Source organism: Terrabacter aerolatus, from assembly GCF_007991735.1.
In the GTDB taxonomy this organism is placed as follows: domain Bacteria; phylum Actinomycetota; class Actinomycetes; order Actinomycetales; family Dermatophilaceae; genus Terrabacter; species Terrabacter aerolatus.
The window spans coordinates 1-19,718 of the sequence record NZ_BJYX01000007.1 but is presented as its reverse complement, the minus strand read 5'-3'; the positions used below and the strand labels follow the sequence as shown (position 1 = coordinate 19,718).

Annotated in this window: 23 protein-coding genes; 9 read left to right on the top strand and 14 right to left on the bottom strand. The window is 70.5% G+C overall.

Going from position 1 to position 19,718, the window contains the following annotated elements; all coding sequences use genetic code 11:
• Positions 1-24: 24 nt before the first annotated feature.
• The 3 genes from pstC to pstB are packed head-to-tail and all read left to right on the top strand — an operon-like array spanning position 25 to position 2,790.
• Entirely contained in the window at positions 25-1,032 is a 1,008-nt protein-coding gene (gene pstC, locus TAE01_RS08385; RefSeq protein WP_147065370.1) for a phosphate ABC transporter permease subunit PstC, read from the top strand.
• A complete protein-coding gene (gene pstA, locus TAE01_RS08380; protein WP_147065368.1) occupies positions 1,029-1,994 on the top strand; it encodes a phosphate ABC transporter permease PstA in 966 nt (321 codons plus the stop codon). Before pstC ends, pstA begins: the two co-directional genes overlap by 4 nt.
• Positions 1,995-2,013: 19 nt before the next feature.
• Entirely contained in the window at positions 2,014-2,790 is a 777-nt protein-coding gene (gene pstB / locus TAE01_RS08375) for a phosphate ABC transporter ATP-binding protein PstB (protein ID WP_147065366.1), read from the top strand.
• A gap of 135 nt (positions 2,791-2,925) precedes the next feature.
• Here the strand turns inward: pstB and TAE01_RS08370 are convergent, their stop codons facing one another.
• The 7 genes from TAE01_RS08370 to TAE01_RS08340 form a co-directional block, all read right to left on the bottom strand.
• On the bottom strand, positions 2,926-3,930 hold the full coding sequence (locus tag TAE01_RS08370; RefSeq protein ID WP_147065364.1) for an inorganic phosphate transporter: 1,005 nt from the start codon (positions 3,928-3,930) through the stop codon (positions 2,926-2,928).
• 7 nt (positions 3,931-3,937) lie between these two features.
• The gene (locus TAE01_RS08365) at positions 3,938-4,558 is read right to left on the bottom strand and encodes a DUF47 domain-containing protein (protein ID WP_147065362.1); all 621 of its coding nucleotides are present in this window, start codon (positions 4,556-4,558) and stop codon (positions 3,938-3,940) included.
• 131 nt (positions 4,559-4,689) lie between these two features.
• Positions 4,690-4,926, bottom strand: a complete 237-nt coding sequence (locus tag TAE01_RS08360; RefSeq protein WP_147065359.1) for a hypothetical protein — start codon at positions 4,924-4,926, stop codon at positions 4,690-4,692.
• A 310-nt stretch (positions 4,927-5,236) separates the two neighbouring features.
• Positions 5,237-5,848, bottom strand: a complete 612-nt coding sequence (locus TAE01_RS08355) for a hypothetical protein (protein WP_147065357.1) — start codon at positions 5,846-5,848, stop codon at positions 5,237-5,239.
• A gap of 142 nt (positions 5,849-5,990) precedes the next feature.
• Positions 5,991-6,575, bottom strand: coding sequence for a LutC/YkgG family protein (locus TAE01_RS08350; RefSeq protein ID WP_147065355.1), 585 nt, complete (start codon positions 6,573-6,575; stop codon positions 5,991-5,993).
• Positions 6,572-8,062, bottom strand: a complete 1,491-nt coding sequence (locus tag TAE01_RS08345; RefSeq protein WP_147065352.1) for a lactate utilization protein B — start codon at positions 8,060-8,062, stop codon at positions 6,572-6,574. Before TAE01_RS08345 ends, TAE01_RS08350 begins: the two co-directional genes overlap by 4 nt.
• Positions 8,059-8,811 carry a (Fe-S)-binding protein gene (locus TAE01_RS08340; protein ID WP_147065350.1) on the bottom strand — a complete coding sequence of 251 codons (753 nt, stop codon included), beginning with the start codon at positions 8,809-8,811 and terminating at the stop codon, positions 8,059-8,061. Before TAE01_RS08340 ends, TAE01_RS08345 begins: the two co-directional genes overlap by 4 nt.
• Before the next feature lie 162 nt (positions 8,812-8,973).
• Between TAE01_RS08340 and TAE01_RS08335 the strand changes: the two genes are divergently transcribed.
• Entirely contained in the window at positions 8,974-9,762 is a 789-nt protein-coding gene (locus tag TAE01_RS08335; RefSeq protein ID WP_147065348.1) for a sigma-70 family RNA polymerase sigma factor, read from the top strand.
• A gap of 224 nt (positions 9,763-9,986) precedes the next feature.
• On the opposite strand, the gene TAE01_RS08330 is transcribed toward TAE01_RS08335, so the two are convergent.
• Complete coding sequence (locus TAE01_RS08330) at positions 9,987-10,508, bottom strand: YbhB/YbcL family Raf kinase inhibitor-like protein (RefSeq protein WP_147065346.1); 522 nt, start codon at positions 10,506-10,508, stop codon at positions 9,987-9,989.
• Between the two features lie 153 nt (positions 10,509-10,661).
• Here TAE01_RS08330 and TAE01_RS08325 point away from each other — a divergent pair, with 153 nt between their 5' ends.
• Together TAE01_RS08325 and TAE01_RS08320 are read left to right on the top strand one after the other, a co-directional pair.
• Complete coding sequence (locus tag TAE01_RS08325; protein ID WP_147065344.1) at positions 10,662-11,591, top strand: hypothetical protein; 930 nt, start codon at positions 10,662-10,664, stop codon at positions 11,589-11,591.
• Between the two features lie 103 nt (positions 11,592-11,694).
• On the top strand, positions 11,695-12,285 hold the full coding sequence (locus TAE01_RS08320; RefSeq protein WP_147065342.1) for a hypothetical protein: 591 nt from the start codon (positions 11,695-11,697) through the stop codon (positions 12,283-12,285).
• Positions 12,286-12,348: 63 nt separating this feature from the next.
• Here TAE01_RS08320 and TAE01_RS20675 read toward each other — a convergent pair whose 3' ends face one another.
• Positions 12,349-12,795, bottom strand: a complete 447-nt coding sequence (locus tag TAE01_RS20675) for a DUF4232 domain-containing protein (protein ID WP_222594096.1) — start codon at positions 12,793-12,795, stop codon at positions 12,349-12,351.
• 751 nt (positions 12,796-13,546) lie between these two features.
• Here TAE01_RS20675 and TAE01_RS08310 point away from each other — a divergent pair.
• A complete protein-coding gene (locus TAE01_RS08310) occupies positions 13,547-14,209 on the top strand; it encodes a Type 1 glutamine amidotransferase-like domain-containing protein (protein WP_147065338.1) in 663 nt (220 codons plus the stop codon).
• Between the two features lie 57 nt (positions 14,210-14,266).
• Here the strand turns inward: TAE01_RS08310 and TAE01_RS08305 are convergent, their stop codons facing one another.
• Entirely contained in the window at positions 14,267-14,842 is a 576-nt protein-coding gene (locus TAE01_RS08305; protein WP_147065336.1) for a dihydrofolate reductase family protein, read from the bottom strand.
• Between the two features lie 162 nt (positions 14,843-15,004).
• Between TAE01_RS08305 and TAE01_RS08300 the strand changes: the two genes are divergently transcribed.
• Positions 15,005-15,760, top strand: a complete 756-nt coding sequence (locus TAE01_RS08300; RefSeq protein WP_147065646.1) for a class I SAM-dependent methyltransferase — start codon at positions 15,005-15,007, stop codon at positions 15,758-15,760.
• Positions 15,761-15,838: 78 nt separating this feature from the next.
• Positions 15,839-16,558: a DinB family protein gene (locus tag TAE01_RS08295; protein WP_147065334.1), complete on the top strand. Its 720-nt coding sequence runs from the start codon at positions 15,839-15,841 to the stop codon at positions 16,556-16,558.
• Between the two features lie 189 nt (positions 16,559-16,747).
• Here the strand turns inward: TAE01_RS08295 and TAE01_RS08290 are convergent, their stop codons facing one another.
• From TAE01_RS08290 to TAE01_RS08275, 4 genes are all read right to left on the bottom strand, one after another.
• Complete coding sequence (locus TAE01_RS08290; RefSeq protein WP_147065332.1) at positions 16,748-17,554, bottom strand: phosphotransferase; 807 nt, start codon at positions 17,552-17,554, stop codon at positions 16,748-16,750.
• A gap of 38 nt (positions 17,555-17,592) precedes the next feature.
• Positions 17,593-17,937 (bottom strand): PH domain-containing protein, encoded by a 345-nt coding sequence (locus tag TAE01_RS20500; RefSeq protein ID WP_186815110.1) that lies wholly within the window; start codon positions 17,935-17,937, stop codon positions 17,593-17,595.
• 824 nt (positions 17,938-18,761) lie between these two features.
• On the bottom strand, positions 18,762-19,235 hold the full coding sequence (locus TAE01_RS08280; protein ID WP_147065328.1) for a hypothetical protein: 474 nt from the start codon (positions 19,233-19,235) through the stop codon (positions 18,762-18,764).
• A 117-nt stretch (positions 19,236-19,352) separates the two neighbouring features.
• A complete protein-coding gene (locus tag TAE01_RS08275) occupies positions 19,353-19,673 on the bottom strand; it encodes a MazG nucleotide pyrophosphohydrolase domain-containing protein (RefSeq protein ID WP_147065326.1) in 321 nt (106 codons plus the stop codon).
• Positions 19,674-19,718 lie beyond the last annotated feature (45 nt).

The following is a 19,718-nucleotide window of genomic DNA, read 5'->3' as shown; positions in this document are numbered from 1 at the left end:
CCGAACGAAGGAAGAGGCCTCCACGTGTCCACAGTGACGGGCGTGTCCGCCGCGGACCAGGTCCCCGGACCGGACGGACAGAAGCCCCTGCAAGGCGACCGCGCGTCGACGGGACGTTTCGGCGACCGGCTCTTCGGCGGCGCCGCGACCGTCTCGGGCGTCCTCGTCATCGCCCTCGTCACCCTGATCGCCGTCTTCCTCATCGTCCAGGCCGTGCCGGCCCTGATGGACAACTCGGCGAACTTCTTCACGAGCCGGGTGTGGGCGCCGGGTGGCGACCAGCCCGCCTTCGGCATCCTCGAGTTCCTCTGGACGACGGTCACCGCCTCGACCATCGCGATGGTGATCGCGGTCCCGGTCGGCGTCGCCGTAGCGCTGTTCATCACGCAGTACGCCCCCACCTGGATGCGGCGCGCCGCCGCCGGTCTCGTGGACCTGCTCGCCGCGGTGCCCTCCATCGTCTACGGCCTCTGGGGCCTCATCGCCTTCGCCCCGGTCTTCAAGCCGGTGCAGGGCTGGATCGAGGACAAGCTCGGCTGGTTCCCGCTCTTCGCCCCCACGGGCATCAGCGGTGGCACGATCTTCTTCATCGGCATCGTCCTCGCCATCATGGTGCTGCCGATCGTCACGGCGCTCTCGCGCGAGGTCTTCGACCAGACGCCGACGGCCCACAAGGAGGGCGCTCTCGCCCTCGGCGCGACGCAGTGGGAGATGATCCGCACCGCCGTGCTCCCCTTCGGCCGCCCCGGCGTCATCTCGGCCTCGATGCTCGCGCTCGGACGCGCGCTCGGCGAGACGATCGCCGTCACCTTCCTCGTCTCGGCCCTCTCCGACGGCAGCCCGTGGACCTGGTCGCTCTTCAACGGCGGCGAGACGTTCGCCTCGAAGATCGCCAACAACGCTGCCGAGTTCAGCAACCCCACCAAGACCGGCGCCTACATCGCCGCGGGTCTCGTCCTCTTCGTGCTGACCTTCGTCGTCAACAGCATCGCCCGGGTCGTCATCGAGCGCAGGAAGGCCTTCACCGAATGAGCACCGCGACCGACCGCCGCGCCCCCGACGACCGGGCCGTCCCGGGGGACCCGTCCACGCCCCCGGGCGGCCGCCCGGGCCGTGACGCGCTCTCCGAGATGAGCAACCCGCACCGGGCCCGCATGATCAAGGACGTCGTGGCGCGGATCGTCATGTGGGGCGCCTTCGCCCTGGCCATGGTGCCGCTCGTGTGGATCCTCGGCACCGTCGTCGGCAAGGGCTTCCACATGCTCACCACCGCGACGTGGTGGACGGGCAACCAGCGCAACATCAACTCCGACGACTTCGGCGGCGGCGCGCGCCACGCCATCGAGGGCACCCTCCAGATGGTCGGCTTCACCGCGCTCATCGCCGTGCCGATCGGCATCCTCACCGCCGTCTACCTCGTCGAGTACGGCCGCGGCCGGCTCGCGAAGGCGATCAGCTTCACCGTCGACATCCTCTCGGGCGTCCCCTCGATCGTCGCGGCGCTGTTCATCTATGCCGTGTGGGTCACGACGTTCGGACTCGGCCGCTCCGGGTTCGCCGCGTCCCTCGCCCTCGTGCTGCTCATGATCCCCGTGATCGTGCGCTCGACCGAGGAGATGCTCAAGCTCGTGCCCAACGAGCTGCGCGAGGCGGCATACGCCCTCGGCGTGCCCAAGTGGGTCACCGTCGTCAAGGTCGTGCTGCGCACGGCCTTCTCGGGCATCGTGACCGGCGTGCTGCTCGGCATCGCCCGCGTCATGGGCGAGACGGCGCCGCTGCTGATCCTCGCGCCGTACACGAAGAACTTCCAGCGGGACCTGTTCAACGGCAACTTCCCGACCCTCCCCATGATGATCAACCAGGACCGCGGCGACTTCGCCCTGGCCACCGCGGCCGAGCGCATGTGGGGCGCCGCGCTCACCCTCATCATCCTCGTCCTGCTGCTCAACCTCATCGGCCGTGTCATCGCGCACTACGGCTCGGTCAAGAAGTAAGAGAAAGCGAACCCCAGCAATGGCAAAGCGAATCGACGTCAGCGACCTCAACGTCTACTACGGCTCGTTCAAGGCCGTCGAGGGCGTCTCGATGACGGTCGAGCCCCGGTCCGTCACGGCGTTCATCGGCCCGTCCGGCTGCGGCAAGTCGACCTTCCTGCGCACCCTGAACCGCATGCACGAGGTGATCCCCGGCGGTCGCGTCGAGGGCAAGGTCATGCTCGACGACCAGGACCTCTACGCCAGCTCGATGGACCCCGTGACCGTGCGCCGCACCGTCGGCATGGTCTTCCAGCGGCCCAACCCGTTCCCGACGATGTCGATCTACGACAACGTCGCGGCGGGTCTGCGGCTCAACGGCGTCAAGAACAAGAAGACGCTCGACGGGATCGTCGAGAGCTCGCTCAAGGGCGCGAACCTGTGGAACGAGGTCAAGGACCGCCTGAGCAAGCCGGGCGCCGGCCTCTCCGGCGGTCAGCAGCAGCGCCTCTGCATCGCCCGCGCCATCGCGGTGCAGCCGCAGGTGCTGCTCATGGACGAGCCGTGCTCCGCGCTCGACCCGATCTCGACGCTCGCCATCGAGGACCTCGTCAACGAGCTCAAGAACGAGTTCACGATCGTCATCGTCACGCACAACATGCAGCAGGCGGCCCGCGTCTCGGACCGGACGGCCTTCTTCAACCTCAAGGCGACCGGTGAGCCGGGGCGCCTCGTCGAGATCGGCGACACGACCCGCATCTTCAACAACCCCACCGAGCAGGCCACCGAGGACTACATCTCGGGCCGCTTCGGCTGAGCCCTCCCCCGCAACACACCGGGAAAGCGTCAACCCCGCACGGTTACGACCGTGCGGGGTTGACGTCTGTTCGGTGTGTTGCGGAAAGCAGCCGGGGCGTGCCGGAGAACCCGGGGCGTATGCCGGGTGGCCGGGTCAGCGGAAGATCGAGGTGGCGTACCAGGCGACGACGGCCACGAGGCCGGCACCGGGGAACGTCAGGAACCACGCGCCGACGATGTTGCCGGCCACGCTCCACCGGACGGCCGACAGGCGCTTGGTGGCGCCGACGCCCATGATCGCCGCCGTGATGGTGTGGGTCGTCGAGATCGGGGCCCCGAAGGCGAGGCCGGCGACGTAGAGGATCGCCGCGGCCGTCGTCTCGGCCGCGAAGCCCTGCGGCGGCGTGAGGTCGATGATGCGACGACCCAGCGTGCGCATGATGCGCCACCCACCGGCATACGTGCCCAGCGAGATCACGACGGCCGACAGCACGAGGACCCAGATCGGGATGCTGTCGTCGCTGTGGTGCCCGGAGATCGTCAGCGCGAGGACGACGACACCGGCCGTCTTGGCGGCGTCCTGGAGGCCGTGACCGAACGCCATGGCCGCGGCGGAGGCCGTCTGCGCGAGGCGGAAGCCACGCGTGACGCGGCCCGGGTTGGCGTTGCGGAAGATCCAGAAGATCGCCGTCATGACGAGGTAGCCGACGACGAGACCGACGATGGGCGAGACGATCATCGGGATGATGACCTTCTCCCAGATGACGCTCCACTTGACGGCGACGCCGGCGACGAGCGCAGCGCCGCCCAGGCCTCCGATGAGGGCGTGGGACGAGCTCGACGGGAGCCCGAACCACCAGGTGAGCAGGTTCCAGCCGATGGCGCCGACGAGCGCCGCGGCGACGAGCCACAGGCCGTTGACCCCCTGCGGCTGCTCGATGATGCCCGAGCCGATCGTCTTGGCCACCTTGGTGCCGAAGAAGGCGCCGAAGAGGTTGGCGATGGCCGCCATGGCCAGTGCGACGCGGGGCGTCAGGGCGCGGGTCGAGACGGAGGTCGCGATCGCGTTGGCGGCGTCGTGGAAACCGTTGGTGTAGTTGAAGCCCATGGCCAGCGCGATGACCGCACCGACCCCGAGGACGGGGATGGTTGTGTCCATCAGCGGGTCAGGACTCCTTGACCGCGATGCCCTCGACGACGTGGGCCACCTTCTCGAACGCGTCGGCGGCGTTCTCGAACCCGTCGACGATGGCCTTGACCTTGATCACGTTGATCGGGTCCGGCGAGTTGTTGAAGAGGGCGGCCACCATCTTGCGGTGGAGCGAGTCGGCCTGGTTCTCGAGCCGGTTGATCTCGATCCAGTAGCTCTTGAGGTCCTTCATCGAGCGCAGGCGCGGCATGGCCTCGGCCGTCACCTCGGCCATCCGCGCGAGGATCTCGAACTGCTCGGCGAGGCCCTCGGGGATCTCACCCATGCGGTAGAGCACGATGAGGTCGGCGGTCTCCTCGATGTAGTCCATACAGTCGTCGAGCGACGCGGCGAGGTTGTGGATGTCCTCGCGGTCGAACGGCGTGATGAACGAGCTGTTGACCTTGTTGATGAGCTCGTGCGTCGCGTCGTCGGCGGCGTGCTCGAGCTCCTTGAGCCGGTCTGCCACCGTCGAGCGCTTCGAGGGCTCGACCTCGAGGAAGCGGGTCAGCTCCCGGGTCGCCTCGACGAGGAGTTGGGCGGAGGAGGTGAAGAGGGAGAAAAAGCTCGTGTCCTGGGGTGTGAGGCGAAAACCCACGGGGATGCTCCGGTCGATCGAGGTCTGGTCCGGGCAAGATGCTACGGCGTCGTGGACATTCCAGTGCAACCGAGCGTCAATCCGGCGTTCACCCGGGCGCGGGTGAGGTCGGCCGGGTCCTGCGGTGACCTTCAGTCGGACGCGGAGGGCGCGTCCGGCAGGTCCGGCACGTTGCCGACCGCGGGCACCAGGGGCGCGTCGGTGCCGTCGTCCGCCCGTCCCGCGACGCCGAGCAGCTGGTCGACCTCCTGCGGAGTGAAGTGGCGGGGGCTGGAGGATGCGGCGACGACAAGGTCGCTCACGAGCTCTATCTCGTCGGCGAGTGCGACATCGAGCAGGTCACCTGACCGCTCCTCGGCGGGCGTCATGGGACCAATTTAAACGCCCCGCGCCGACCGGTGGGCCCAAGCCCCCCAACGAGATGGGCTTTCGGGTCGCAACCCGGCGCTCACCCGTCGCCTCCGAGCCCGCAGACACACGGGAGGGGCGGGGCTGCGTCGGGTCGGGAGCGCCTCTCGGCACAGGGCCGCTCGTAGCGGCTGAATTTGGGACCCGGGGCTACCACGACCCGACGCGCGTTCAAGGATAAAGCCGCCTCAACGGATCACCAAAGGCGTCACGGCGCAAGAGGGGCGATCCCCGCGCGGGCGGAGCGCCCCGTGACGCCTGGACGGGCTCTCAGTGGAGGGCGTCGGTGCGCCACAGCCTCGCGCAGACGGTGAGGTCCTCGGCCATGACGAGGACGTTGGCGGCCTGCTCCGCCGCCTCGTCGCCCCTGGAGATGTCGGCTCGCCCTGCCGAGACGACGCGGCAGAAGGCGGCGGCCCGCTCGAGCGCGACGGCGAGGTCGCCCTCGAAGACGCCGCGGAGCACCTCGTCGATGACGCGACCCATCTCCTGGGGGCCGGGAGGCTCGGCCGCCCCGGCGACGGCGTGGTTGGGCCCGGTGAAACGGATGCCCGCGGCATACTCCCGGCTCGCCTCGTCGGGTGCGCGCCGGACCCATTCGCGCAGCACGTAGAGGCGCCACAACGCCCCCGGGAGCGAGCGGGCCGGGCGCTGCGACCACAGCTCGGCGAGCGTCGACAGGCCGATGTCGTCGACGAGCGCGACGAGCTTCTGCGTCACGGCCGGGTCGGCGGCCGCCCGGCCGGCGTGGACGAGCGCGAGCGCGGTCTCGTGGGCGACGTGGATCTGCTCCGTCGGGTCGTAGGCAGGACCGTGGGCCTCGAGGGCCGCCTCGCTGAAGAAGGCGGGTCGCCTCGGGGCCCGGTGGTCGCTCTCGCTCATCCCAGCAGGCTAGCTCGCAGCGGCGACCGTGCTGGTCCGGCACGCTGCGCGCCCCGACCCACCCGGACGGCCGGTCGGCCCTCCGGGCGCACGGGCGGACACGTGCGGCCGACCCCACGGACGAGCAGGCGTATGCCGTGTGTCAGCCGACGAGGACGACGTGCAGCGTGCGGGGGCCGTGGACACCCTCGACGCGGCTCAGCTCGATGTCGCTCGTCGCCGAGGGACCGCTGATCCACGTCGTCGGTCGCGCGGGGTCGAGCCGTCGGACCGCGGCGGGAACGTCGTCGACGACCTGGTCGGCCCGGACGACGCAGACGTGCAGGTCGGGCACGAGGGTGAGCACCCGCCGACCCTCCCCCGGTCCGTGCGAGAGCACGATCGTTCCGGTCGTCGCGATCGCGACGGTCGCCGCGGTGACCACGGCCGTGATCGCGTCGAGGTCGGACGGGGTGAGGCCGTCGTCGGCGACCGCGCCGGCCACGACATACGGCAGGCCGTCGGGCACGACGACGGAGGCGCCTTCGGGCAGGGCTGCCGCGAGGGCTGCCTCGACCCCGTCCGGCGTGCAGCGCACGACGGTCGCGCGGTAGTCGGCGACCCGATCGGCGAAGAGGTCGACGTCACCGTCCCGGTCGGGGCGGTCGAGCGGGGGGACGTCGACCGGACCCCGGCACCCCGCGACCGCCTCCCGGACGGCACCGAGGATCTCGTCGCGCGCGCTCACCGCGCGCCTCCGTCGGTGCGCTTCCACCAGGCGCGGAAGGACTCCTCGGGCGGCGTCGGCAGGTCACGCGCGTCGGTCCAGCCGGCTCCCGGGCCGGGCAGGCGGCCGATCAGCCGTCGACCGCCGACTCGCCTGTCGCGATGGGTGATTCGTGCTACCGCATCGATCGCGCGACCGGCGAGGGCCGAGGCGCGCTCGGCCGCCGCGAGGCGCCGGCCCGACCCGAACGTGGCGGCCGCGGCCCGCATGGCGAGGGCCTCGGGCCCGGGCACACCGGAGCGGTGCGCGTCGACGACCTGGGCGCGGAGGTCCACGAGAACCGACGGGATGTCGATGCGCACGGGGCAGGCCTCGAAGCAGGCCCCGCAGAGCGTGGACGCGTAGGGCAGCGAGTCGGTCTGCTCGTCGTGGCCGACGCCCTTGAGCAGCGGGTTGAGGATGGCACCGATGGGCCCGGGGTAGACCGACCCGTAGGCGTGCCCGCCGGTGCGCTCGTAGACAGGACACACGTTGAGGCACGCCGAGCACCGGATGCAGCGGAGCGCCTGGCGACCGACCTCGTCGGCGAGGGCCCGGCTGCGCCCGTTGTCGAGGAGGACGACGTGCACCTCCTGGGGTCCGTCGCCCGGGGTCACCCCGGACCACGTGCTCGTGTAGGGGTTCATCCGCTCCCCCGTCGACGAGCGCGGCAGCAGCGTGAGGAAGACGTCGAGGTCGGTCCACGACGGCACGACCTTCTCGATGCCGACGACCGAGACCAGCACCTCGGGCAGGGTCAGGCACATCCGCCCGTTGCCCTCGGACTCCACGACGACGAGGGTCCCCGAGTCGGCGACCGCGAAGTTCGCGCCACTGACCCCGACCTTGGCGCGCAGGAACTTCTCGCGGAGGTGCAGCCGTGCGGCCTCGGCCAGCCGGGCCGGGTCGTCGGTGAGGTCGTCGGGCGCGGGCCGCCCCACGCGTCCCATCTCGCGTTCGAAGATCGCGCGGATCTCAGCCCGGTTGCGGTGGATCGCCGGCACGAGGATGTGGCTCGGCAGGTCGTCCCCGAGCTGGACGATGAGCTCGGCGAGGTCGGTCTCCCAGGCCGAGATACCTTGCGCCGCAAGGTGTTCGTTGAGCTCGACCTCCTGGGTGGCCATCGACTTGACCTTGACCACCTCGTCTACCCCGTGGGCGCGGGCCACCTCCGCCACGACCGCGGACGCCTCCTCGGCCGTACGCGCCCAGTGCACGACCGCTCCACGCGCCGTCAGCGACTCCTCGAGGCGCAACAGGTGCTCGTCGAGGTGGAGCAGCACGTCGTCCTTGATGGCGGCGGCTCGCAGCCGCAGGCTCTCCCAGTCGTCGACCTCGGCGACGACGGCAGCCCGCTTGGCCCGGATGGTCGTCGTGGCGTGGGCCAGGTTGCTGCGCAGCTGCGGATCCGCGAGGGCCTCGCGGGCGGCGGCGGGGAAGGGCGGCATGCCGAGGAACGTGCGGCTCATCGACGCCCTCCGGTACCGGCGCCACCGGTGGACGCAAGGACCTCCGCGAGGTGCATGACGCGAACCCCGGCCCGCTGTCGGGTGAGCAGGCCACCGACGTGCATCAGGCAGGAGCTGTCACCCGCGACGAGCACCTCGGCCCCCGTCTCACGGACGTGACGCGCCTTGTCGGCCCCCATCGCGACCGAGGTGTCGGCGTTCTTCATCGCGAAGGTGCCGCCGAAACCGCAGCACTCCTCGGCACGGGGCAGCTCGATCAGCCGAAGGCCGCGGACGGCACGGAGCAGCCGCTCGGGCCGGTCGCCGACTCCCAGCATCCGCAGGGAGTGGCAGGTCGGGTGGTAGGTGACCGAGTGCGGGAACGAGGCCCCGACGTCCTCGACGCCGAGGACGTCGACGAGGAACTCCGACAGCTCGTGCACGCGGGGCGAGATCTCGGCCACGGCCGTCGCGAGCCCGGCATCGCCGGATCGCCCTGCCACGATGGCGTGCTGGTGGCGCGCCGAACCGGCGCACGAACCGGACGGCGTGACGACGGCGTCGTACCCCTCGAACGCGCGGACGAACGTGCGGACGAGCGGGACGGCCTCGTCGAGGTAGCCGGTGTTGACCATGGGCTGGCCGCAGCAGGTCTGGTCGGCGGGGAAATCGACGTCGACTCCCAGGCGGCGGAACACCGTGACGACCGCCTTGCCGACGTCGGGGAACATCGCGTCGTTGATGCAGGTCACCATCAACGCCACTCGCATGAATTCACCCTCGCACAGCGCCCTGCGCCGCGGGGCGGACGCGACCCGGTGCCGGCCCGGCGAACGGCCTCGATGTCTAGGGCTTGTGCAATGTTCAGACTTTGTCTAATGTTCCCGTTGTCGGTCAAGAAAGCGCCGCCACCCACTCTGGATGGAGACGTCATGACCGACCCTTCGCGCGGACCCCGCAAGGACGCCCGCACCCGCGAGCTCATCGTCACTGCACGCACCTCGACCTCCGAGACCGAGAGGTCGACGGCCCTCGAAGCCGTGACGCGGCTGCACATGCCGCTCGCCCGCTCGCTCGCCCACCGCTACGCCGGCAAGGGACTCGACCGGGAGGACCTCGAGCAGGTGGCCTTCCTCGCCCTGCTCAAGGCGATCCGCCGTTTCGACCTCGACCAGGCCACCGAGTTCGGTGCCTACGCCACGCCGACCATCACCGGCGAGCTGCGCCGCCACTTCCGCGACCACGGCTGGCTCGTCCGGCCGCCGCGCGGCCTGCAGGAGCGCCGCCAGCTCGTCACCGATGCCCGGACCCGGCTCGAGCAGACCCTGGGTCACGAGCCGACCCAGGCCGACCTCGCGACCTCCCTCGACCTGACCGTCGAGCAGGTCAAGGAGGCACAGGTCGCCTCGACGAACCTGCGCCCGGCCTCCCTCGACGCGACGACGACCGACGGTGGCCGACCGGTGCTCGACCTCGTCGACGCCCGCGCCGACCACCAGACCGACCCGGGCCTCGACGAGGGGATCGTCGTGCGCACGGCGCTCAAGCGCCTCTCCGCCCGCGACCAGGAGATCATCGAGCTGCGCTTCGCGCACGACATGACGCAGGCCGAGATCGCCCAGACGATGGGGCTCAGCGCCATGCAGGTCAGCCGCCTGCTCCGGCGCGTGCTCGCCGAGCTGCGCGAGCACCTCGACTCCCCGGAGCTGCTCAGCGCCTGACCCACACCCGGCACGACCGGTAGCCACCGGTAGCCACAGGCCATGACCGACGACGAAGGCCCGCACCGCCGACGAGGGCGGGGCGGGCCTTGTCCGTCGTCAGTCGTCAGTCGTCACCGTCACGGCGCGTCAGTCAGGCAGCGCCCTCCCCGCCGGCCCCGCCGTCAGGTGACGGCACGGCCGGTCGAGGAGGACCACACGGCATACGACCGCGTGGGCGACGGTCAGTGCTGGTAGGTGCCGTGGATGACGGCGCGGGCCAGCGTCTTGAAGGCGAGGTTGAACGACACGACCGCCGGCGACACGGAGTCGTCGACTCCCAGGCTCGGCTCGGAGACCGCGTGCACGACGAAGAAGTAGCGGTGCGGCTGGTCGCCCTGCGGCGGCGCGGCACCCATGAAGCCCTGCTCACCCCCATCGTTGCGCACGTGGAAAGCCTTGCCGGGCAGGGCTGCCGCTGCAGCTCCGGCGTCGAGAGAGGTCACGTCGGCCGGGACGTCGACGAGCACCCAGTGCCAGAAGCCCGAGGGGGTCGGCGCGTCGGGGTCGAAGCACGTGACGACGTAGCTCTGCGTGCCCTCGGGGGCACCGCTCCACGACAGCTGCGGGGACGTGTTTCCCGCGTCGGCGACCTGGTCGTCCTTCAGTGGTGCACCGTCCGTGACGTCGGCGCTCGTCACGGTGAACGAGGGCACCTGCGGCAGCAGGTCGTAGGGATTGGGGGCGACCGGTCGGTCCAGGCTCATGCTGTCCTCCTGCGAAGTCGTTGACCTTCGAACCATACCCACGAGCACGTATGCCGCGTCGTCCCCGACGCGAAGCCCGTGGCCAGGGCTCCCGGCCCTCTTCACCCCGGGCGGGTGAGGCAGCGACGGGGTGGCGTGCACGGACAATCACGCATGAGACGTGCCCCCGCGATCGGTACCGCCGTGACCACGCTGCTCGTGACGGTCGCACTGACGGCCTGCTCCGGAAGCGGGTCGATCTCGCTGCCGACCTCCCGACCGAGCATCACCCTGCCGAGCGTGCCCTCGGTGTCGGTGCCCTCGGTGTCGGTGCCCTCGGTGTCGCTGCCCGCCGTCACGGTGCCGACGCTCACGCTCCCGACGAAGCCCGGTCCGACCTCCCCGAGCTCCCCGACGTCCCCGGGCTCCCCGGCCGAGACCGTGACGACCACGACCACGGCGACGGCGACGGCGACGGCGACGTCCACGGAGACGGCGACCGTCACGCAGACGGAGACCCAGACCGTCACGGCGACACCGACGCCGGAGTCGGCGCTCACCAGCCCGCCGGCACCGACCAGCCCCTCCGACGACGGCGGGACGACGTGGTGGCCCTGGCTGCTGCTCGCCCTCGTCGCGATCGGAGCGCTGGCCTGGTTGCTCCTCCGTCGGCGACGGGCACAGGCCGAGATCCAGGCCTGGGACGAACGTCTGGCCGAGGCGGAACGGGAGGCGTCGTGGATCGAGGACTCCTTGACGTCGCAGGTGATCTCCGGGTCGAGCTCCGCTGAGGCCCAGACGATCTGGACCGCGGCGCAACCGCGACTGCTCGAGGCGGACGCGACGTTCCACACCCTCTCGACGACCGCCCCGGACGCCGCTCGCGCGGAGCGCGCCACGGATGTCCGAGGACTGCTGCGCGGGCTCGTCGAAGCGGTGGGGGCCGACCTGGCCGCCCCTCCCGGCGCCGGACCCGATCAGTTCCGTGCGCGCCGGGCCGTGGTCGACTCGGCCCGCCGCGAGCTCCGGGCGACCCTGGGACCGGTCGACCGCCCCGGCCCGGGCGCTGCCGGCGGATCCGAGGCGCCCACGGCTGAGCGCTGAGACCGCGGCGGAGCCACGGGTCGCGTGCGTGGCGTCGCCGCGATCGATGTCGTGGCTCGTTAGTCTGGAGGTCGCAGAACGTGACAAACCAGACAGGGGTCAGATGCGCAGAGATCGAGGGGCGCACGGCACCGAGCCGGTGCTGCCCGACCCCGAGCCCCACCCTCCGACCGACGACGTCAGCCCTGTGCCCGTCTTCGCCGTGCGGGAGTGGGCGTCCCGGCTCTACGAGCAGGAGCGGCTCAAGCGGGACGCGGCGTGGTGGCGACTTGCGTGGCCGTTCGGGGTCGCGCTCGTGCTCGCCGCGGGGGCGGGCGAGGTGGCCCGGATCTGGCAGCTGCGCGAGTCCGACGTCGCGCTCGGCGGCGCCGTCGTCCTCGGCGCGGCGGCGGTCGGCGTCACGGTCGGCGGGCTTCTCCGCTGGCGTGCCGTGCTGCGTCGGCAGGCCGTCGCATCGGCGCGCCCCGCCACGGTCGAGAGCCTTCCGGCGGCTGCTCGGGCCGTGGTGCTCGAGTCTCCCCGCCTGCGCTTCCGCAGTCCCAGCGACGGACCGAGCTTCGCCGCGCTGCGTGACGAGGTCGCTGCCGCGGCCCCCTTGGGAGAGTTCGCCGCCGCGGTGCTCGTCTGGGCCGTCGTCATGCGCGGCCGGGTCGACGGCACCCTCGAGGACTGGGTCCGCGGGCGCCGTCCCTGAACCCGCTCCACCTCACCGCGTGCCCGTCGGCGCCTCGACCGGAACGACTCCGTCGGCCGAGCGTCAGCGGCGCACCCCGGCGGTGCCCGCGACGAACGGGGAGACGTTCAGACGTCGGTCGCAGGTCGTGACACGCGCTGCGAGCCGAACGGCGCCCTGCGCGTCGGGAAGCGTGATGCTCAGCGTGGGCTCACTGACGCAGGACGCGTCCGAGCCCGACGGGACGTCGGTGACGCCGAGGTCGAACGAGACGCTCGCACCGACGGGCACCGTCAGTGCCGTGGGTGCGACGGCGGGAAACGTCTGGTCCTGCACGTGCGTCACCGTGGTGCGGGCAGGTTCCCCGGTGGCGGACACCAGGGCCAGCCCCGGATAGCCCTCGAGGTGACACGCGGCCGGACCGCCGTTGCGCAGCGCGATGACCAGCAGCGCGTGCCCGGACGCGGCACGGGACGCCGCCAGCGACGCGACCAGCTGTGCCGGGACGCAGCCGGGCACAGCCGCAGTCACGGAACTCGGGTCAGTTGGCGACGTGGTCGAGGTGGCCGTGGTCGACGCAGCCGACGACGGACTCGAAGCGGCGGAGTTCGCCGGGGTGCTCGCCGCCAGCGTCGGCACGCTCGTGGCGGCAGCGGGTGCGCTCGACGAGTTCGAGACCGTGGCCCCGACGCCTGTGGCGGCCCCGGACGATGAAGGACCGTTGCACCCGGCCACGGCAGCCACCCCCGCGAGGGTCAGGGCGAGGGCGGCCGTCGCCCGACGGGTCAGGCCCAGTCGAGTGCCGACGCGGGGAGAATCGGCAAAGGGTCGGGACTCGGGGCGCGGGAGGTGCTGCTGGGCGGGCTGCAGCGCGGGCTGCTGCGGATGATCAGCCATGGTGAGCCTCTCCTTCGACGGGCGGTGACCACGGGGCTGCCGCGGTCCCATCGACGTGCGACCCGGACGCGGATGCAGGCAGCGTGCGTCCGCCGGGCGTACCAGCACCGCAGCGTGCGGCTCGAGCAGTGTGTCAGCCGGCTCCTCACTGCTCGTGGAGGACTCGCCGGGAGGACATGAGGGCGGCCCCTCGGCAGCGCCCCGGGCATGGCGGGGAGTCTCTTGCGGATCGGGGGTGACGGACACACCGTCGCCACCAAACCGGAGCGCGCCCATGGACCAAAGCGGGCCAGTCCGTGTGTACGGTGTCAACACCCGACGATCCCGGGGCTTCCCGTCCGTGCGTCGCCCCCACGGTCCCCGTCACACCAAGGAGTCCCCCGCGATGAAGCTGCTTCTCACCTCGGGCGGCGTCAGGAACCCCAGCATCCGCGATGCGCTCGTCGAGATGCTCGGCCGACCGATCTCCGAAGCCTCGGCGCTCTGCATCCCGACCGCGCAGTGGGGTCACCCCAGCTGCGGGCCTGCGTCGGTGCGCAGGTTCGTCGGTGGTGGGGACCCGGGAGACGCCATGACCTCCCTCGGGTGGAAGTCCGTGGGTGTCCTCGAGCTCACGGCCCTTCCCACCATCGAGCCGGAACGATGGGTCGAATGGGTCCGAGAGGCCGACGTCCTGCTCGTCGACGGAGGCGACGCCACCTACCTGTGCCACTGGCTGCGGGAGTCCGGCATGGTGGACCAGCTGCCCTCCCTGACCGACACGACCTGGGTCGGAGTGAGCGCCGGGAGCATGGTCATGGCACCCCGAATCGGCTCGGACTTCGTCAACTGGCCCTCGGCCGTCGACGACCGGACGCTGGGGCTCGTGGAGTTCGCTATCTTCCCTCACCTGAACGCCTTCCCGACGAACACCCTTGCGGACGCGGAGCGGTGGGCCGTCGAGATCGACGGTCCGGCGTATGCCATCGACGAGCAGACCGCCCTCAAGGTCGTCGGCGACTCCGTCGAAGTGATCTCCGAAGGCGAGTGGCACTCGTTCGGGCTCTAGCGCGGCAGTCCGCCGGCGCGAGATCCCCTACGCGGAGGCGATGGGCAAGCGCGTGACCTACACGTGCCCGTCAGGGTGTCGGACTGCGTGACGGACGCAGACCACGCCGTTGGCGAAGCGTCGGTGGTCGAGCAGCTCGAGGTCGAGTCGGACCCCTCGAGGCAGTGCCGGCTTGCCGCCGCCGACGACGACCGGGCACAGCAGCAGCACGCACTCGTCGACCAGACCGTGGCGGAAGGCCTCGGCCGCGATCCCCGCACCTCCGATGCTGAGATCCGAGTCGGAGGTCTCCTTGAGGCGTCGCACGGCCTCGGGCTCGAACGTCCGCTCGAGCCGCGTGCGCGCGGTGGTCACCTCGGTCAGTGACGTGGAGTAGACGACCTTGTCCGCGTCACGCCAGATGCCGGCATACTCGTGGACCACCTCCGGCTCGTCCGTCAACCAGTCGTCGCTGTCCCAGACCCGCATCGTCTCGTACATGCGTCGCCCGTAGAGCGACGTGCCGATGTGCCGCTCGTGCTCGTTCCAGAACGCGTGGACGGCCTCGTCGGGCACGGACCAGTCGAACGCACCCGTCTCGTCCTCGAGGAAGCCGTCGAGCGAGACGTTGGCCGCGTAGATCAGATTTCCCATGGAGCCCCTCCACCCTGACGCCGGGCAACAACGCGTGACGTGACAGCCACAGTCAACCGCATGCACCGCATCAACGGTGGACACCGATCTCGGCGCTGCGGGGGACCTGCCGACGCCGCAAAGCAGTTGACCGCGTTCCACGGTGGTTGTCAGCCTGCCGTCATGCGGTCGTTCGAGGAGCTGGTGGCGGAAGCGGAGTCGGCGGACGTCACCGGCTGGGGATTCGGGTGGCTGGACGGCCGCGCGACGGAAGAGCGACCACCCTGGGGTTACGCCCGGCTGCTCGCTGACCGTCTGGCCCAGGTGCAGTCGGCCCTGGACATCGACACCGGCGGTGGAGAGGTCGTCGCCGAAGCGCCAGCGCTTCCGGCGACGATGGTGGTCACGGAGGGCTGGCCTCCCAATGCTGAGCGCGCGCGCCGGCTGCTGGGTTCCCGCGGAGTGCACGTCGTCGAGACCGACGGCGGCCGACTCCCCTTTTCTGACAGCTCCTTCGAGCTGGTCACGGCCCGCCACCCGGTGCGGCCGGACTGGGCCGAGATCCGGCGGGTGCTGCAGCCGGGTGGGCGCTACTTCGCGCAGCACGTCGGGCCGGCCTCGGCGTTCGAGCTGATCGAGCACTTCCTGGGCACACTCACCGACGAACGACGGGCCCGCGACCCCGAGCACGAGGTTGCCGCAGCCGTAGCGCACGGACTGGAGGTCGCCAGCCTGCAACGGGCGCGGTGCCGGATGGAGTTCCACGACGTCGGAGCCGTCGTGTGGATCCTGCGCAAGTGCGTGTGGTGGGTTCCCGACTTCTCCGTCGCGTCGCACGAGGGCCCGCTGCGCGAACTCGACGCGCAGATGCGCAGCGGACACCCGTTCGTCGCGCACTCGACGCGGCACCTCATCGACGCCCGGCGCCCCGCCGACTGAGAGCGGCCCTGGCGCCTCGAGGGCGGACGCCCCGACCGATGTCGTTCGATGTCCGGGGCCGGGCCTAGCCTGCCGAGCATGAAGCGGTACGTGGACGAGGACCTGGAGGGCGCGGAGTTCCGCGAGTGCAACCTGAGCAACACCCGTCTGGTCGGCGTGGTGATGCAGGACGCCGTGATCGACGGGCTCGTCACCAATCTCGTCGTGAACGGCGTCGAGGTCATGGGGTACGTCGAGGCCGAGCTCGACCGTCGGCATCCCGTCCGCCGGCTCATCCGGTCGGACGACCCGGCCGACCTGCGCCGAGGGTGGCGGCAGCTGCGCAGCGACTGGGAGGCGACCGTGGCTCGCATGCGGGTGACGCCCGGCATCGAGCACGAGAGCGTGAACGACGAGTGGTCGGCGGTGCAGACGCTTCGACACCTGGTCTTCGTCCACGACTCGTGGTTTCGGCGCTGCTGCCTCGGGTCCACCGACCTCTTCACTCCGATGGGCCTGGGCATCGAGTCCGTGCCCAGCCGAGAGGAGCAGGGGCTCGACCCGACGGCGGAGCCGACGCTCGAGGAGGTGCTGACGGTCAGGGACGAGCAAGCGGCCGAGCTCGAGCGCTGGCTCGATGCCCTGACCTCCGAGCAGCTCCAGCAGCCGGCACCGCTCGCCGACAACGACCTGTGGCCGACGTACGCACGCGGACGATCGGTGCGGCAGTGCCTGGGCACCGTGCTCGGCGAGGAGTTCGAGCACCACCAGTTCTGCGTGCGCGACCTCGACCTCATCGAGAGGTCGCCCGCTGGTTGATGCCCAAGTGACCGATGGTGAGGACGACCTCACGATGACCGTCTACGTCGACCGACAGCCCGGCAACGACCAAGGAGGACCGACGCGGTCAGGCCGGCATACCGCATCGCTACCCGGGTCACGCAGACGTGCTCTCTTCCGCCGATCGGGCGTGCCGCGGCGCGGCATCCGGCACACGCGCCGAGCAGGTCAGGGAGTCACGGCGGCATGAAGACGGCTCTGCTCCTGACGAAGCCATGCCGCGCGGCGCTTGATGCGATCACCCATCCCGGCATCCCACATCCGCGCCCACCCTCCTCCGTGAGTGCGCGCGCGGTCTCGCATCGAGTACCACGACCGCTCCGCCGCAGCGATCGACACCGGCACGAGCCACTCGCGGTGGGCGGGAGCCAAGCCGTAGGCGTCGACCAACAACCGGCCGTGGCCTGCGGCGTCGACGTCCTGCATCACCTCCTCCCGGTCCTCGGGCGGCATCCAACCACCCCACCACAGCAGCAGGTTTGCCACCTCGTCGATGCGTGTGGACGGGCGGGCCAGGTCGAAGTCGATGAACGCGACGGCCTCCTCGCCTCGGAAGACGGTGTTCTCGGGCGTGAAATCGCGATGACCCAGGAAGGACGGTTCAGGTCCGGGACGTCCCGGTGCTTCGTGCATCGCCGCGGTGTCCCCTGGCGTGTCTCGGGGGAGGCCGAGGAGCTCGAGCGCGTCGTCAAGCTCGCGTGCCAGACGCGCCACCGACGTGGCCCGGTCCGCGTCCGCGACCCAGGACGGCCACGGACGACCCGCCACCTCGCCGGTGACGAAGGTCAGGACCTCGCGGCCTTTGTCGTCGACCCCCAGCACCTTGGGCGCGCCTGCAAAGCCAACGGACTCAAGGTGCCTCAGCACCATGTGCACGGTCGGGGAATGCGGTCCCTGCGGGCGGCGCACGGTGTTCCCGACGCGCACCACGCCCTCGGTCACATCCCCACCGTAAAGAGGTTCCTCCGCTTCCATCCGCTCATCATGCAGGTAACCCCAGAGGGGTGTCCGCCTCACGCGCCCGAGTGCGCCGGGGAGCCTGCCGATGGGCCGCCGAGCGCAGCGGCGATGAGCTGGCCGAGCTCGGCGACCTCGTCGTCGAGGCTCTTCAGCGGGTGCTCGCGCATGTCCAAGGCGCTCGGGGCACTGACCGGGTGGCCGGACGTGCGCCGGATCGCGAGGGAGGGTCCCGGGGGAAAGACCGTCAGGTTGTAGGTGACTCCGTCGTAGTCAGCCGCAGGGATGGTCCGCGTGCCGAAGACCCGGCGGATCCGAAGACCGTCCGAGCTGACCTCGACACGGGCTCGCGTCGCGCGGACGATCGCGATCAACCATGCCGGGACGAGAAGGCCAGCCACCACGATGCTTGCCCGCGGAGACCAGTTGGCCAGGGTCCCGGAGGCGGATCCGATCAGGACCAGCCCGCCCAGGAACGTGCCGACGACCGTGTCCAACGTCCGACGGGCGTGCGCGAGGACGAGCGTCGGCTGTGTGGATGACGCGCCCCTCGGCGGGGCCGTCGTGCCTGGGCGACGCATGACCAGATCATCCCGCAACCCGGGCCGTGGACGCGCATCCCCTGGGCGAGCGCCGGAACGCGAGGAGCCTGATGCGGGCTGGGAGCGCATCAGGCTTGAGGGTCCGGTGCCTCGCCGGCGGATCGTTGCATCGCACGAGCGCTGTCGCGGGGGCTCGCGTCGAGCGCCGGGTCGACTGCGGCATACTGGCGTGGGGTTCGCGTCGGTCGGTGCGTGAACGAGTGTGGTTCCGACCGAAGTTGCGGGAAGTTGCACCAGGACTCCCCACCCCGGGCCTCTGGGGGGTAAGAAGAAGCATTCCGACCTGCAGCCATCGGAAAAGTCCCCCTCGGCCACCCTTGCCGGCAGGAATGCGGCGCGCCAATCTGGGAACGCCCAGATGAGCTACCGGGACGTCCGTAGGGACTGTGCTGATGCTGGGCTCGACGTCAAGAAGGCGTGGGAGCGGTTCGGACGAATCAGCACTCTGCCGAGCACGACCTGGCGCAACAGGTTGTTGCACCATTCCGGCGCCCCGGCGCGTCAGGGGACCGGAACGACGGACGCACTCTTCCTGTCATGCCGATGATCGGACGTTGCGGATGCGCCGGGCCGGAACGGGCTCGTCACCCTGCGGGCCATCACGTTCAACGGTCCGGATTCGGTCACAGCAGCTTTCTGACCGATGGAGGGACAGTGTCTGCCTTGCCCACCGCGTCAATGGCTTTGACTACTTCCTTTGCCAAGGAACGCTGCCTCTTGGTTACCAGCAAGAAGCTGTTGGTAGACCCGTCGTTGAAGTTGATCCACAACTCGCCGGGAGTCGCGTAACTCGGACCACCGCCCGTAACCCTACGGGTCAGGCCGAGGTCAAAGGTGCTCCTACGCCACGGCGTTCGTGAGATGAGGATCTGTCCTTGCAGCGTCATCCGCCGCGGCGGGCGCACGATGGTCCCCAAGAGGGGGCCTACGAGGGCCACTGCTGCCGTTCCGAGAGCGTTCCAGTTGGACGTAGCGGCTACGAGAAACGAGACAAGAACCCAGAGAGTCCATCCGAAGATCCACCATCCGATGGCGGGGTCCCAAGCCGAGGGTTCGCGGCCTGTCACGTGACTACCGCCCCACGGATCATCGCTCATGACCTGGAGTGTGCCAGCGGAACTCGCGCGCATTCAGACCCGGGCACACATCCCGCTGGGCGCTCCGACAAGATGTGGGCGCTGCGACGTCCGGTCATGCCGCGAGTAGAACGTCGGTTATCCCGCGTCGCTACTCGCTGCGTTTGGCGTTGCGCCCGCCCCCCAAACGCGATCGTGGTTGTGGGAGATCTTGCGTTCAGAGACTGAGTCGAGGTCGATGCCCAGGAGGTTGGCGAGGTCGCACACGTTCCAGATCACGTCGAACAGCTCTTCAGCGCCATCGGTCGCCGGGGCCCCGGCCCGGTCCTGAAGGACGCGGGCGAGCTCTCCAACCTCCTCGACGAGGAACAGGAACCGCCGCTCGGGAGAGGTTTCCGCCCACTGGTTGTGGCGGCGCAGATCGAGCGCATTCTGCTGAATCTCCCCAAGCGTTGGCATTCGCGCAGCATGCCAGTCCGACTAGCGGATCGGGTCGCTGCGACG